The organism is Dyadobacter sp. SRI_021 (assembly GCF_057586235.1).
The window spans coordinates 20,420-34,884 of sequence record NZ_JBYCZM010000010.1 but is presented as its reverse complement, the minus strand read 5'-3'; the positions used below and the strand labels follow the sequence as shown (position 1 = coordinate 34,884).

Here is a 14,465-nt window from a genome sequence, read left to right as displayed (position 1 = left end):
ATTAAAATTAATCAATTAAGCCCATACTGAACTCGTCGTAAGGTGCACCCGTGTCCGTACCCAATGGAATAATGCTTTCCAGTTGTGAAAGATCCGCCTCCGTCAGCGCAAGGGTAGTCGCCGCCAGGTTTTGCTCCAGGTACTTTCTGCGTTTCGTACCCGGTATCGGTAAAATCCCCTTACTTATGAGCCATGCCAAAGCCAACTGCGAAGAAGTGACGTTCTTTGTTGCGGCCATGGCTTCAATTGCCTTAACCAGTTCAATATTCTTATAAAACATTTCGCCCTGAAAACGCGGGATCGCTCTGCGGAAATCGCTCTCCGGCAAATCATCGATGCTTTTGATCTGTCCCGATAAAAATCCACGACCCAACGGTGAGTAAGCAACAAACCCAATACCCAGTTCATTTAATGTCGCCAACACCCCGCGCTCTTCCACCGTCCGTTCAAATAAGGAATACTCGCTTTGTACTGCGGTAATCGGGTGAACGGCATGCGCCCGCCTAACCGTTTCAGACGATACTTCTGACAGACCGAGATAACCTACCTTGCCTTCCTTGACCAGCCCCGCCATGGCGTCAACCGTTTCCTCGATCGGCGTATTTTTATCCAGGCGGTGCAGGTAATACAGGTCGATGTAATCGGTATTGAGGTTTCTTAGCGAACGCTCTAACGATTTCTTTACATAGTCTTTTTTACCATTGATGGCCCAGGTCACTTTATCGTTATCATCGATTTCCCATCCAAACTTGGTGGCCAAAATAACCTGATCACGTTTACCGCTGATGGCCTTTGCAATGAGCTGCTCGTTTTTGAGTGGCCCGTACAGGTCGGCGGTATCCAGAAAATTACCGCCTAATTCGAGCGAACGGTGAATTGTCGCGATGGCTTCCTGCTCATCCGCGGGGCCGTACATATGTCCTTCTTCAAAGCCTGTCATACCCATGCAGCCCAGGCCGATCACTGGTACAACCAATCCTTGGCTACCCAATGCAATACGTTTAATTTCCATGGCTCAAAGGTCGGTAAGCAAAATCGCGCACACGTATGCAAACCCCTGAGGCTTGTAAGCAAATCAACGAATGCTATTAACGTCTATCGACATCGGGACTTTCAGGGCAGGATCCGGGCGTCAGAGTAGCTCTTCTTCAATCGCCTGGTATACTGTTCTGACCAACGGCCGAAAGCCCAGGCTTCGCGCAAGTGAACCGTCTGCATGGAGATACCAGGGATTTGTCAGAGGCCTCGATGACGACGCCATAGGTTGCCTGACAATTTTTAAAAGCTCATAGAGTGAGGTTGGCGCTTCATCGGATATGTTGACGATGCGGCCATCCAGTATCCCGTCCAGGGCCATCTTCATTGCAGTGTAGATGTCGCGGTGATGGATCGTGCTCATCCTCATGGCCGGGTGAAAATTCGCCGCCGATACATGCCTGGGAAGTTCTTCGAGGTGCCCGTCGCCGTCGCCATATACAAATGGAAAGCGCAAAACGGCCCATTTCAAGCCGCTCTCACCAAGCGCATTTTCAGCCGCGACTTTGCTGGCGGGATAGGCGTGTTGAGGGTTGAGTGCATCTTCTTCCCGGCCGGGATGCGGATTGTCGATATTGTACACGTGGCTGGTACTTGCCATGATGAAGCGGGCACCGGGTGCGTTTTTCTTTACTGCATTGATCAGGTTGCGGGTACCATCAAGGTTGCTCTTCCAGATCAGATCGGTGTCAGCTGAGCGGAACACGGCCGCAAGGTGGATGATGGCTGTGGTACCTTTCACCGCTCGTTCCAGGCTTGCTGCATCAAAAAGGTCGCCTTCGACAGCAATTGCGCCGGCGGCAACGTCCTTCCCTCTTACCAATGCGGTGCACTCATAGCCCGATTCCACCAGTCTGCGCAGAAGGCGCGAACCAACAAGGCCTGTTGCACCGGTTACCAGAATTTTACCAGATTGTCTGTCCATAATTTTAGATTTTTATGAACACAAATGTCTGGTTAATCAGTTGACTAGGCTCGCACAAAAACCGCTTTTATCAGGACAAATCCTGATAAAAGGCTGCCACCGTCTTGCCAGTAGCTTTCTTAAATAAGCGGGAGAAATAGCCGGGGTCGTTAAAACCGAGCTCGTAAGCCAACTCCTTCACCGAAATATTCTGACCGTAGTGTATGCGGCGCGTTGCCTCCAGCATCAGGCGTTGGGTCATAAACTCCTTTGGCGAGAGGCCCGAGTGTTTTTTTACAATACGATATAAAGAATCGTCTCCGAGAGCCAACTTCTCTGCAATGGTGGTTATGGCAGGCTGACTGGCAAAATTGGATTCAACAAACACCTTGAACTCGATGAACTTATCAATCTCTCCACCGGCTGGCCTCTTCTGCGATCTGAAATAGGCTGAATTGATTTCCGTGAGCAGGCTGTTCAGGTATGCCAGAACAAGGTCGGGGTCGCCGTCAGTAGTACGCAGCAGATCTGTCAGTATTTGAAATATGGCTCGCAGCCGGTTTGCAGCACCGGGCAAAAAACTGATCTTTTGCTGGCTGAGAGGATTCAAAAGGAATGGAAATTTCCCAGGCAAGCGGTAAAGGCATTCATCATCGAAGCCCAACTTGTAATAATCCTTCCCATGTGCGTTTTCAGGGAAATCCTGAAACTGATTAGGAAGGGAAAACAACATTTCATTCTTTCCCACCGTGATTTTTTCTCCGTCGACCCTATATCGGCAAGAACCTTCCAACACGAGCAGGAAAAAATAGTAGGAAAGTCGCTGGCTACTTCCGTAATTTTCAGAGGCTTCTTCCGACAAGTGCCCAAACGCCGGTGACACCACCCGGATCGGTAGTATGTTGTTCTGACTGAAATTCGTCGGTAGCCGATATTTGTTTACCTTTTCCACAATCACTGGTTAATTGCCGTTTATAAAAATATAGCTTCGTATTCAAAATGCCAGCGTTTACACCGGCTCAGTTCTAAGCCTCCCGAACCTACCAGCGCAAAAAAAGTCCTGCGTGAGTGTAATGTTCTTTGAAAATAGCCACTAACTCAGCCAAAGAACAGAACCATGAAGAAGTTAATCCTATTGCTCGCACTTGTCTCGACCAGCAAACGCTCAGAATATCACCGGGAAATGGAACGGAATGCTTCGCGCCCAGGGAATGGAGCTCCGAGTGACCTTTCAGAAGAACGCGGTCGTTATTGAGAAACTTACGGGTTGGGTGCTAGCAAAAACAAAATGAGTCAAGATTTTTACCAGTTATCGATTCTGCCCTTTGCCGCGATTATTATCAAAATCTGTCGGGCATATACCAACTCTCAGGAAGATTTTGAGGATTACTACCAGGAAGTCTGTCTGCAAATATGGCGAACCAGAGACAACTTTCACCGCCAATGCAACTGGTCAACCTGGGTGTATCGCGTTTCACTGAACGTCTGCTTGACACTACTCAAAAAAAAGAAAAGACATGGAAAGACCTATTTTACGTCGGAAGTTCTACCCGATGTATTGATCACCGAAAATCGGGCTTTTAACGATGAGCTTCTCAACCAATTATACGCAGCTATAAGACGCTTATCCGAAGTTGACCGGGCCGTGATCCTACTGTATCTGGAAGAAAAATCGTATCAGGAAATTGCGGAAATCCTGGATACCAATGCGAATAATATAGGTGTCAGGGTGACCCGGATTAAAGAACGTTTAAAGAAACTACTCGATGAAAATTCCCATTGAAACCATCTGGAAAGAAGGCTTTCTAAATGAAAAGAGCTTGGCTGCCCCAGCCATTAACGACTTGTACAATCAAAAATCAAAGCACCTGGTTAACAGAGTGGACAGGATGTTCAGGATTAATTTATATGTTCTACTTGTCATTGCCCTGATCATCCCTGTCATCTATTATTTCCTGGATGCCACTTGGCAAGGGGTTGCTGCATCGATCCTGCTCCTGCTGACAGCCTGGTATAACAAACGGCAATTGCGGCATATCGACAATTTGGATCAAGGGGCAACAAGTCTTGACTATCTCATCTCGTTAGAGCAATGGCTCAGAAGCGTTCTGCTGAAAGGCGAAAAAATAGCCCGTCTTTCCTACCCGCTCTACATCCTGATTGCTATCGGTACGATCTGGTCTGCCTGGAATAAGCAAGGAGTAACCTTAAAAATACGCCAAAAATTTCCGGCCTTATTCCTGATTGAGGATTACCCGGTATTCATGTTACTTATGATAGGGACAAGCCTTTTCCTTATCGTCTATATATCCGCTAAAATTTACCAATTTGAAGTGCGCCTGATGTATGGACGTGTACTGGATAAACTGGAAGAAACCATTATTGAAATGAAAAAATTAAAACAAGGTTTTTAGAATAGCCACAACTAAATTAAACAGCAATACCACTATGGCAGATTATCTGGCAAAATCAACCAACTCCTTAGCGTTTGACGTAACGCAAGGCGATCAATTCATTGGCAAGCTTTCTTACAAAAGCTGGTTCTCATTTACAGCGGTAATTGAAATGGCCAACCAGGCAACCTATCAAGTTGATCCCAAGGGATTTTGGGGTACGACCATTGAAGTAAAGGACGCCGCCCACCGATTACTGACATTCACCCTGAATTGGCATGGAGACATTGTTATGGAGACATATTTTAACAACGTTGAGAGAGGATACATTTTCAAGCACCGGGGTATTTTCAATGAATCGTTTGTACTGACTGACCAGGAAGGGGTGGAGCTGTTGGTCATGAAGCCTCATCTGAAATGGCAAAACATGACTTATGAGTATCAAATAGTAACCTCCGACCGCTTTAATTCTTTTTCTACAAAAGAACTATTGCTGTTGACTTCGTTACATTGCGCAAATTATTACATGTCAATGCTTGCAACTGGCATAGCAACCTAACGTTCGGTTATTTGCAGAGTAACTTTTACTCTGGAGAAAACTGTATATTCATTCTACCCAGCTTCGACGCCAAGATGCTGCCTCAAATAATCTGCCGTTACCGAAGCACTATCCTTCAATAAGTCGGATACGGTTCCAGTGAACAAAATATGGCCTCCGTACTTTCCGGCCCCGGGACCAATGTCGATGATCCAATCGGCGTGGGCGATAACGTCCAGGTTATGTTCGATCACGATCAGCGTATTGCCCTGATCGACCAGGGCATCGATAAAATCCAGGAGCTTCTGCGTATCGCTCGGGTGGAGTCCGGTGCTCGGTTCATCAAGAACAATTATTCTATTGGAGTGCTTCAATTCCTTAGTCAATTTCAGACGCTGCCTTTCTCCGCCCGAAAAACTATCCAGCCGTTGTCCCAGGGTCAGGTAGCCCAGCCCAAGTTTGGACAGCACTTCAAAAGAGCCGGCGTACAATTTGTCCGGGAAGAAACCTGCTGCTTCTTCAACGGTCATCTCCATCACATCCACGATGTTTTTGTCCCTGTAAAAGTATTTAAGGACTTCCGGCTTAAAACCCGAACCTCCGCAAAGTTCACAAGGCTGTTCTATATCGTCCATAAATGCCAGGTCGATTTTTTCTACGCCGGTCCCCCGGCAGTTTTCACAAGCTCCTTCGCTGTTTCTGCTAAACAGCTTTGGGGACACATGGTTCGCCTTCGAGAATCGCCCTCTTAGATCGTCAGAGAGATCCAGGTAGGTAAGCAGGTTGGATCGTATGCCGGTGGCAAACAGGGACTGGTCAATAATAGTAATCTGTGGATAAAATCTAGGCAGCACCTTGTTGATCAGGGTACTCTTGCCGGAGCCGGCCACTCCCGTTACTGCCGTTAATACATTTTTGGGGATTTTTACGCTGACGTTTTTGAGGTTATGCAGGCTGCCATTTTCAATTTCCAGGTATCCTTTCGCCTTTCTCTGGCTGTACTTGAAATGGTTTTTTTTAGCGAAATACAGGCCCGTTTTTCCGGTTGACTTTTTTAAGCCTTCAAAGGAACCTTCGTAGAGGATGGTTCCTCCATCTTTGCCAGACTGCGGTCCCATGTCGATAACCCAGTCGGCGATCTTGATGAGATCGGGATCATGCTCGACAATCAGTACCGTATTTCCTTTATCCCTTATTTGCCTGATGATAGAGGCAATATTCTGCAGGTCTTTAGGATGTAGCCCGATGCTGGGTTCATCGAAAATATAGAGCAAATCCGTCAGGTTGTTGCCCAGGTTTTTGACCATTTTTATCCGTTGACTTTCGCCGCCCGAGAGCGTATCCGTCCTTCTGTCCAGCGTCAGGTATTGTAGCCCTATGTCGATGATGTTTTGCAGCTTCTTTTTGAGCTCTGTCAGTATGGTTTCATAGATGTCGGATTCAAGTGTATCTATAAACCCGAGCAACTCATCTATTGAAAGCCTCGTGCAATCGGCGATGTCTTTGTCAGCGACTTTGCAGGACAGGATTCTATCGTTGAGTCTTTTGCCGGCACAAGCCGGACAAGGTTTGGTTACGGTGATGTTTTTTAAAGCCTCCTTCCGGGCGTTATATTCCTTTGATTCCTTTTTCAGGAAGGCTTTTTCAATCCGGGGGACTATACCTTCGTATTTTACCGACTTTCTCCACTCCTTATGCGGCTTCCTGGGTTTATGCTCCACAGCATTTAACAGCATGTCCAGTTCTGCCGGCGAATAGTCCGCCAGCTTTTTGTCGTTATCGAAATAGCCTGACTCCGTGTATCTGGTTAAACGCCAGCCTCCGGGCTGGAAAGTGGGAAACAGGATCGCACCCTCGTTCAAAGATTTCCGCCTGTCGATCAACGCATCGACATCTACGCTCTGTACAAAACCAAGCCCCTCACATTCAGGACACATCCCCAGGGGATTGTTGAACGAAAATGCATTTGAATATCCCACAAAAGGTTTTCCGATCCTGGAAAAAAGAAGTCTCAGAGACGCATAGACATCTGTGGCTGTCCCTACGGTCGACCTTGCGCTTCCGCCGAGCCTTTTTTGGTTAATTATAATGGGCACATTCAGGTTTTCAATTTTATCTACATCCGGTACCCCGATGTGCTGGAGGCGATTTCTGAGAAAGCTGCCCTGCGTTTCGTTAAACTGGCGTTGCGCTTCGGCCCCTATTGTTTCAAAAACCAGTGAGGATTTGCCTGAACCGGAAACCCCCGTAAAAACGACAATCTTGTTTTTCGGTATGGCAAGAGAAATATTCTTCAGATTATTCTGTCTCGCATTGAATATCGTAATCTGCTTCATTTTTCTTAACTTTGCTAATAATTAACAAAGTTAACTATTTTAGTGGCATGGAGCAAGTCCAGAAGGAATTTTACGAAGTGTTTACCGATTTGCAGTGCTTTATTCTGGCCAATATGCAAAAGGGCAATATCAACGGCGTGACGGCAACCCACTACAACATAATCGAATACGTTTATCGGCACAACAAGTGTACAGGCAAGCAGGTGGCAAAGGCGTTCAGCATAAGTCCACCGGCTATCTCAAGGCAACTTAAATTTCTCATTGGAAACGGCCTGATCGAACAGGAACAGTCCTTAGACGACCGCCGGGTCTTTTACCTGAGCGTTACAGACGAAGGCCGCTTTATTGTCGACAACTCGGAAAACTTTAGAGAGGCCTTTGCCCAAAGGGCTGCCAAAACGCTCACCAGGGCCGAACTGAAAAACTTAACATCCCTGCTGGCAAAAATCATGCGTGATGTTGAAGGAACAGCCTCTTAAAAGCAATCCCTTTTTGTCGGCAAATTCGAAAAGGGCTTTCGAATTCACTGCTGAAGCAAAAGTTTTAACGGCTGTCTATCGTATGTTTCGTTGATACTTCACAGAATGATTATTGCAAGGCATGAATATTCCGACATAATTTTGATTGTCCTGGCATCGCGGGCGGATGCGCAGGAGACGAGTATTAGCACAGTTTTTTTCTGAACATTCAATAAAGTGATTGTTGAAGATAAAAACACAAGTCATGGCAGACGATAAATTAAAAAAAGACTTTCGCGACCGCAACAAGATCGCCGCTGACGAAGAATATGAACTCGATTACATACCAGACGAACACGGCTCAGCAGGCAAGACGTGCTGGGTGCGATCAAAGCAGTCGGCAATGACCGGTCGAAAGTTAAACTATATTTGAAACGTCAAAGCAAGTAGTTATGCCCGAACTTCCGGATCTACAGGTATTTGCCCGAAACCTATCAAAGACACTGAAAGGTAGCAAACTGGAGAAAGCCACCTTGCTCCAGACGAGCAAAATGAAAGTTTCTGAAAAGGAGCTCAATGAGCTGCTTTCCGGCAAGAAACTTCACGGGGTGACGCGTGTCGGGAAGCAGCTTTGTTTTGATTTCGGAAAAGATGCACAGCTATTTATGCATCTGATGCTTCATGGGAAACTACTTTTGCAAGATCATAAGGACGATCCGCCTAAACAGGTAATCGCAGGTCTCTGGCTGGGTGGGAAGGTGCTTTACTTAACCGACTTTCAAAAGGCAGCGCACTTACTGTTGAACCCCAAGCCAAGCAAGGCAGTTGATGCATTGTCCGATGAGCTAACCGCCAGCTGGCTTACCGCCAAGCTTGAAAAGAGCCGCGCGAAGATCAAGTCGCTGCTGATGGACCAAAAAGTGATTGCGGGAATCGGTAACGCTTACGCCGATGAGATACTTTGGGAAGCCAGGATTAATCCAGAGTCCATCGCCAGCCAAATTCCTGCGGCTGCGGTTAAGGCGCTGAGTGTGACCATCGGAAAAGTATTAGCTGATGCGGAAAAGGCAATTATGAAAGCGCAGCCGGATATTATCAGTGGTGAAATAAGAGATTTTCTACAAATCCACAATCCAAAAAAGGAAACGAGCCCTACTGGGGCAAAAATCATTACGACCACCGTCGGTGGCCGTAAGACCTATTACACAAATGAACAGAAACTATATAAGTAGCGCAGCTAAGCATCGACGGGCTGCTCTTTAAGCAACGCGATAAGCACCTTGGCCGTCGGGCCGGGCTGACAAGGGGTTATTCGTGAAGCCGGCGATGCGCTTTCCACTTAAAAAGCAAACTCACCCAGCCACACCGGTTGTGCCATCGGTATGCTCCATTTGCGCATGGGATGTCAAAATCATCAATATACTTTTCATTTGCACGTAGATTTAAAGTAAAAATAAAAAGCTGACGGTCGCCATCAGCAGCCGCCAGCCCGAAAACCAATTATGATTTATTTCGCCTTATCAAGGCTTTTGATGTGATCCAGGTGAGATCTAAGTACCGGCAGTGTTTTGTCAATGAAGGCTTTGATCTCGACATCTTTCACATTCTTCTGGCCGTCCTCAAATAGTTTAACGGTTTTTTGGTGATCGTCGACCATCTGATCGATATAGGCTTTATCGAAGTCCTTGCCGCTTTTAGCGGATAAATCAGTCGCAACTTTTTGCTTGTCTTCGCTCGGCACGGCAGGTAGGGTGATGTTTTTGCCCGCAGCGAGCGCTTTGAGCTCATCATTGGCTTTCGTATGGTCGGTCACCATCATTTTACCGAATTCCTTGACCTTCGGATCGGTCCCCTTGTTTTGTGCCAGCTCTCCGAGCGCGACTTCGGCCATCCCGCCATCTGCTGCATCGACGGCGAATTTTGCATCTTCCTCGGCAACAGCCGTGGCGGCTGTTGTTCCCGCGCTATCGGCCATAGCTTCATTGGCGCTATCGGCGGCCTCGGTGGAATCGGTGGAATTGGATGTGCCACAACCCCACAGCATGGCGGCGGTGGCTAATGTCAGTAATGTGGTTGCTGGTTTCATTTTACGAATTTGTTTAAGTGGCATTAACAGACTATTGTTTAAACAGTAGCTCGCCATGCCTTAAAAAAGCATGCCCGCTCAATTGAATCTTCTGCAGAGAGCCTCATTCGCTTTTTTCCTTTTGGGCAGAGTTCTTTTTGAATGTTTCGCGCGCACGTTTTAACCCGGTGGCAATCGCAACGCCCTCCTCCGCTCCTTCTTCCAATAAAGCATTAGCAATTTCGACAGCCTTCTCACGAATTTTCACTGGCTGATTCTTGTAGGATGGTGGGTAATCCCCGTTGTACCAAGGCATAACCATAGTTATTTAAATGACAATGGCGAAAACGCAGCAAAAAACGCGCCTGCGGCAGCTTAGAAACCGCTCAAAAACCCAAAAGCACCAGCTATAAACCGGTTCATTTGGGTGTAAAAAGTGTGTAAATATTATGGTTCACTTGTTTACAGCCATATTCATATACCCTACGGTGCAAAAGTCGAATCATTTGCTGGATGACTTGAGGAGATTGACAGCGCTGTTTGAACTACAATTTTAAGGACACCGACGACTAAGACCATTCTTCCTATAAGGCTCCCGCCCACTTTATTGGCAACCGGTCAAATTCATTTTTTCCGTATTGATAACAGCACGGTTATTTCTGTTTTTACATCGGCAGCCAGGTTTACCGACCAATGCACTGGACTTCACAGCAAAGCAAAGTTGGACTTCACAACAAAGCTATCACCCGTCGATTTGCCGAATTTTGCAGAAAATAATATCGCAAGTAATGTGGACATCAAACGACATACCTGACTTAACAGGCAAAACAGTTATCGTTACAGGGGCCAACACAGGGATCGGATACGAAACGGCTAAGGCACTGTACGCCAAGGGAGCCAGTGTAACAGTGGGCGCCAGAAACATGCAAAAATCAATTGCGGCGGCACAAGCGATCTCCAAAGAATCCGCAAAGGCAGGCAGTTTGGAAATCGGCGTGCTGAACCTGGCATGCCTGGATGAAATTAAAACCTTTGCTGAAAAGTTCAGAAGCAGTCACCGGCGTTTAGACATTCTTGTCAATAATGCAGGTGTGATGATACCTCCGCCATCTAAAACAAATGATGGTTTTGAATTGCAATTCGGGGTCAATTTTCTTGGGCACTTTGCCCTCACGGCGCATTTGTTCCCCTTGTTGAAAATGTCTGACGGCGCCAGGGTGGTGACGCTGTCCAGCGGCGCTGCGACGCTGGCGTCCGGTATCGACTTTGGCAATCTGAAACTCGAAAAGCCCTACGACCCGTGGCGGGAATACGCTACCAGCAAACTTGCCGACGTCCTTTTCACTTACGAAATGGATCGCAGGTTGAAAGCCGGCAACAGCAAAATATTATCAGTGGCTGCACACCCGGGTGTAACACGCACGGACCTGCAAAGGCATATCAGCAGCGAAATACTAACAGGCCTGTTTGCTCAATACGAAGCAGTTATGGAGCCTTGGCAAGGTGCACTACCCAGCCTGTTTGCTGCTACTGACAACTCCATCAAAGGAGGCGAGTTTATCGGACCTGATGGTCAAAACGAATACGCCGGCTACCCGGCACGCTCAAAGCATTCCACGCCGTCAATGAACGACCAGGTTTTGGCACAGCAGCTTTGGGATTACGCAGAAACAGTAACTAACACAAAATTTCATTTTTAAAATCAGGACATGAACAAAACAGTATTAGTGACGGGCGGAACCGGTTTTCTGGCCGTTCATACGATCTTGCGTTTGCTTCGGCAAGGATATAACGTGAAAACCACCATGCGTTCCCTTACCCGAGGAGAGAGCATCATCCAGGCGTTGAAAGAAGGTGGGATTACTGAATTCGACAATTTGTCCTTTTACGAGGCAAATCTGAGCGCCGACAAGGGTTGGAATGAGGCAATGCGAAATTGTGATTATGTATTGCACATAGCCTCTCCGTTTCCGGCCGAGCAACCGAAAGATGAAAACGAACTGATCATACCAGCAAGGGACGGGTCCTTACGCGTGTTGAAAGCAGCCAGGGACGCTGGTGTAAAAAGGGTTGTGCTTACATCTTCATTTGCGGCAATCGGTTACAGTAAAGATCCCCAAAATCACATTTTCACCGAAGAGGATTGGACCGACGAGCGCGCGCCGATCATGCCCTATATTAAATCAAAAACCATCGCCGAAAAGGCTGCCTGGCTCTTTATCGAAAACGAGGGCAGGGATATGGAACTAACTGTAATAAATCCTGTTGGAATTTTCGGCCCCGTACTGGGAGAGATTTCTTCTGCCTCGCTGGACACGGTCATCAAAGGGATAATTAGCGGCACCATCACCGAAAGTCCGGCACATACATTTGGCGTGGTAGATGTCCGGGATGCGGCAGACCTTCACATCACGGCAATGCTGCACCCGAAGGCAAAAGGACAACGCTTTCTTGCGACTTCCGATGGCGCCATGAGCTTTTACGATGTAGCACAATTTATCAAACAGCACCGGCCGGCGCTTGCTACCAATGTTGCCGATATGAAGCCTACCGAAAAGGAGCATTATGTTCAGATGTCAAATCAAAAAGCTGTAACAATGCTCGACTGGCACCCCAGATCCCGGGAAGAAGCTATACTGGCGAGTATTGATTCGCTATTTAATCGGTAAATTTGCAGGTATCAAAAGCTGAGACATTGAAAATAAACAACATTCAATCCTGTCACCTCGGCCCGGAAATATCACCGGAGCAATTCATCCCCGAGCACTTTTTTCTATATCTGCTGAAAGGGTCAATGAAGGCATTTGACGGCAACAAGTATTATCACATGGTTCCTGGCGATTACTGCATCGCCAGGAAAAACCATCTGGTTCGCTACACCAAGTATAAGGTTGATGATCAATTTGAGAAGATTATCATTACGTTTGACGAGCCGTTTTTAAGGGCATTTTTGGAGCGGCACCCCGTTCAGACACATCCCTCAAGTACCGTTGATTCATTCCTTTTTCTTCCGCAGAACAAACTGATTGAACACTATATCCAATCGCTCGAACCCTATTATACAGGGGATTCTCACATCGATGAAGCATTTGCCGACATCAAGCGAGAAGAACTACTGACAATTATATTAAAGACAGATCCGGATATGGCCAATATCTTTTTCAATTTCGCCAACCCTGCCAAAATTGATCTGACAACTTTTATGAACCATAATTTCCGGTTCAATATCAGCCTGGAACGGTTTGCTTTCCTGACCGGTCGAAGCTTGTCATCTTTCAAGCGTGATTTCCAAAAAACCTTTGGCACAAACCCGGGAAGCTGGCTCAAAAAGAAACGCCTGGAAGAGGCATATTTTCAAATTAACCGGCAGAATCGCAAGCCGAGCGAAGTATATCTGGAAGTCGGATTCGAAGACCTATCTCACTTCTCATTTGTTTTCAAGAAGGAGTTCGGCCGTGCTCCGTCGGAAGTGATGCCGCAAATGCGGCAGGCATAGGTATCTAGTCATTACCCGCAACAACAGACGAAGAAAAAGGCTGCAGTACCTTTGGCAATACAAAGGAAATTGACACGGTCGTACCATTGGCGCCATCAATGGTCAAATCTCCATTTACCTCTGTCGCAAGGCCGTACATGAGGTTCATACCCAGCGAGCCGGCGCGGCGGGTATCGAAATCCGGGCTGAGGCCGATACCATTGTCAGAAACAACCAGATTCACGTTTTCCTCTTCGCCGCCGAAGGCCACACGGATACAACCCGGTTCGTTATCAGGAAACGCGTGTTTGATCGAATTGGTAATTGCTTCATTCAAAATTAACCCGATCGGAACCGCGTTTGAAACATCCAGGTAAATTTCTTCCAAATCAGAGGTAAACGTTATGCTTTGATTCGAACCGATGCAGTCCTTTAAATAAGTGATTAGCTCGTTGATATACCAACGCATATTGACGGTGGTCACATCCTCGGACAGATAAAGCTTCTGATGAATTAAGGACATCGCTTCAATCCGATGTTTACTATCCAGCACTGCATCCAGCGCACCATTATTTAAATAGGAGGCTTGTGAATCTATCAAACTGACAATCATTTGCAGGTTGTTTTTTACCCTGTGGTGAACCTCCCTTATCAACCATTCCTTTTCCTTCAATAAAATTTCGAGTTTGCTATTTTTTTCCTCCATGCTACGGCTGAACGCCCTGCTTATTTTCCACCTGCTAAATAGCGAAAGCACCAGCATCAAAAGAATTATTACCGCTGCGATAATCGATATAAAGTGTCATATCCCCCGTCTCTATCATCAGGCCAGCCCAGGACAATTTCGTAATTTTCATTTTACAAATCTCGATTAATAACGCAATTATATATACGCAAAAAAAATAGTACGGTTCTTTTAATCACTTTGAGAGACTTTGCCTGATAACCGCGCCAGCTTGCAGCAATGCAATTTGGACCGCATCGACATGAGCAATTGGATTCAAAGGTCTTTCCTGTGCCATGGCAATTGGGTTTAAATGGATAAATGTGACAACTAGCAGGAAAAAAATGTAGCGGTAGGATATTGTTTTCATCATCGTATTGTTAAGGTAATTGGACAATAATTTGCAAACCAGGCCGGATTCAAATTCGACCGGTATGCCGATATGGAAATGAAGGCGGGAAGGTCAATGAAAAAGTGGTGTTGCCGCTCGCAAATGCCGGTCAAGATGCCAGTGAGATGTTTGATGAACACGGTTAT

Annotated in this window: 17 protein-coding genes; 10 read left to right on the top strand and 7 right to left on the bottom strand. The window is 46.6% G+C overall.

The genetic code is table 11. The features are described from left to right. Positions 1 to 7: 7 nt before the first annotated feature. The 3 genes from AC2YIT_RS25500 to AC2YIT_RS25490 form a co-directional block, all read right to left on the bottom strand. A complete protein-coding gene (locus tag AC2YIT_RS25500) occupies positions 8 to 1,012 on the bottom strand; it encodes an aldo/keto reductase (RefSeq protein ID WP_487281066.1) in 1,005 nt (334 codons plus the stop codon). A gap of 120 nt (positions 1,013 to 1,132) precedes the next feature. Further along, complete coding sequence (locus AC2YIT_RS25495) at positions 1,133 to 1,960, bottom strand: NAD-dependent epimerase/dehydratase family protein (protein ID WP_487281065.1); 828 nt, start codon at positions 1,958 to 1,960, stop codon at positions 1,133 to 1,135. A gap of 70 nt (positions 1,961 to 2,030) precedes the next feature. Further along, on the bottom strand, positions 2,031 to 2,891 hold the full coding sequence (locus tag AC2YIT_RS25490; protein WP_487281064.1) for a helix-turn-helix domain-containing protein: 861 nt from the start codon (positions 2,889 to 2,891) through the stop codon (positions 2,031 to 2,033). A gap of 165 nt (positions 2,892 to 3,056) precedes the next feature. Here AC2YIT_RS25490 and AC2YIT_RS25485 point away from each other — a divergent pair, with 165 nt between their 5' ends. Genes AC2YIT_RS25485 through AC2YIT_RS25470 form a run of 4 tightly spaced genes read left to right on the top strand, consistent with a single transcriptional unit; the run spans position 3,057 to position 4,891 of the window. Further along, positions 3,057 to 3,194, top strand: coding sequence for a hypothetical protein (locus AC2YIT_RS25485; RefSeq protein WP_487281063.1), 138 nt, complete (start codon positions 3,057 to 3,059; stop codon positions 3,192 to 3,194). Positions 3,195 to 3,227: 33 nt separating this feature from the next. Continuing rightward, on the top strand, positions 3,228 to 3,722 hold the full coding sequence (locus AC2YIT_RS25480; RefSeq protein WP_430846469.1) for an RNA polymerase sigma factor: 495 nt from the start codon (positions 3,228 to 3,230) through the stop codon (positions 3,720 to 3,722). After that, positions 3,706 to 4,353 (top strand): hypothetical protein, encoded by a 648-nt coding sequence (locus AC2YIT_RS25475; protein ID WP_487281062.1) that lies wholly within the window; start codon positions 3,706 to 3,708, stop codon positions 4,351 to 4,353. The genes AC2YIT_RS25480 and AC2YIT_RS25475 overlap by 17 nt, the downstream gene beginning before the upstream one ends. A 34-nt stretch (positions 4,354 to 4,387) precedes the next feature. After that, positions 4,388 to 4,891 carry a hypothetical protein gene (locus tag AC2YIT_RS25470; RefSeq protein ID WP_487281061.1) on the top strand — a complete coding sequence of 168 codons (504 nt, stop codon included), beginning with the start codon at positions 4,388 to 4,390 and terminating at the stop codon, positions 4,889 to 4,891. A gap of 53 nt (positions 4,892 to 4,944) precedes the next feature. On the opposite strand, the gene AC2YIT_RS25465 is transcribed toward AC2YIT_RS25470, so the two are convergent. Beyond that, positions 4,945 to 7,206, bottom strand: a complete 2,262-nt coding sequence (locus AC2YIT_RS25465; protein WP_487281060.1) for an ATP-binding cassette domain-containing protein — start codon at positions 7,204 to 7,206, stop codon at positions 4,945 to 4,947. A 47-nt stretch (positions 7,207 to 7,253) separates the two neighbouring features. Between AC2YIT_RS25465 and AC2YIT_RS25460 the strand changes: the two genes are divergently transcribed. The 3 genes from AC2YIT_RS25460 to AC2YIT_RS25450 all read left to right on the top strand — a co-directional run bounded on the left by AC2YIT_RS25460 (position 7,254) and on the right by AC2YIT_RS25450 (position 8,896). Further along, entirely contained in the window at positions 7,254 to 7,685 is a 432-nt protein-coding gene (locus AC2YIT_RS25460; RefSeq protein WP_487281059.1) for a MarR family winged helix-turn-helix transcriptional regulator, read from the top strand. Positions 7,686 to 7,929: 244 nt separating this feature from the next. Further along, positions 7,930 to 8,097 carry a hypothetical protein gene (locus tag AC2YIT_RS25455; protein WP_487281058.1) on the top strand — a complete coding sequence of 56 codons (168 nt, stop codon included), beginning with the start codon at positions 7,930 to 7,932 and terminating at the stop codon, positions 8,095 to 8,097. A gap of 19 nt (positions 8,098 to 8,116) precedes the next feature. Further along, complete coding sequence (locus AC2YIT_RS25450) at positions 8,117 to 8,896, top strand: Fpg/Nei family DNA glycosylase (RefSeq protein ID WP_487281057.1); 780 nt, start codon at positions 8,117 to 8,119, stop codon at positions 8,894 to 8,896. Positions 8,897 to 9,171: 275 nt separating this feature from the next. On the opposite strand, the gene AC2YIT_RS25445 is transcribed toward AC2YIT_RS25450, so the two are convergent. Beyond that, a complete protein-coding gene (locus tag AC2YIT_RS25445; protein WP_487281056.1) occupies positions 9,172 to 9,750 on the bottom strand; it encodes a DUF4142 domain-containing protein in 579 nt (192 codons plus the stop codon). A gap of 103 nt (positions 9,751 to 9,853) precedes the next feature. Then, positions 9,854 to 10,045 carry a DUF2188 domain-containing protein gene (locus AC2YIT_RS25440; RefSeq protein WP_430846453.1) on the bottom strand — a complete coding sequence of 64 codons (192 nt, stop codon included), beginning with the start codon at positions 10,043 to 10,045 and terminating at the stop codon, positions 9,854 to 9,856. 322 nt (positions 10,046 to 10,367) lie between these two features. Between AC2YIT_RS25440 and AC2YIT_RS25435 the strand changes: the two genes are divergently transcribed. Genes AC2YIT_RS25435 through AC2YIT_RS25425 form a run of 3 tightly spaced genes read left to right on the top strand, consistent with a single transcriptional unit; the run spans position 10,368 to position 13,225 of the window. Then, positions 10,368 to 11,429 carry an oxidoreductase gene (locus tag AC2YIT_RS25435; protein ID WP_487281055.1) on the top strand — a complete coding sequence of 354 codons (1,062 nt, stop codon included), beginning with the start codon at positions 10,368 to 10,370 and terminating at the stop codon, positions 11,427 to 11,429. Positions 11,430 to 11,438: 9 nt separating this feature from the next. After that, positions 11,439 to 12,398, top strand: a complete 960-nt coding sequence (locus AC2YIT_RS25430; protein ID WP_487281054.1) for an SDR family oxidoreductase — start codon at positions 11,439 to 11,441, stop codon at positions 12,396 to 12,398. A gap of 26 nt (positions 12,399 to 12,424) precedes the next feature. Next, positions 12,425 to 13,225, top strand: coding sequence for a helix-turn-helix domain-containing protein (locus AC2YIT_RS25425; protein WP_487281053.1), 801 nt, complete (start codon positions 12,425 to 12,427; stop codon positions 13,223 to 13,225). A 4-nt stretch (positions 13,226 to 13,229) separates the two neighbouring features. Here the strand turns inward: AC2YIT_RS25425 and AC2YIT_RS25420 are convergent, their stop codons facing one another. After that, positions 13,230 to 13,910 (bottom strand): sensor histidine kinase, encoded by a 681-nt coding sequence (locus AC2YIT_RS25420; RefSeq protein WP_487281052.1) that lies wholly within the window; start codon positions 13,908 to 13,910, stop codon positions 13,230 to 13,232. Positions 13,911 to 14,465 lie beyond the last annotated feature (555 nt).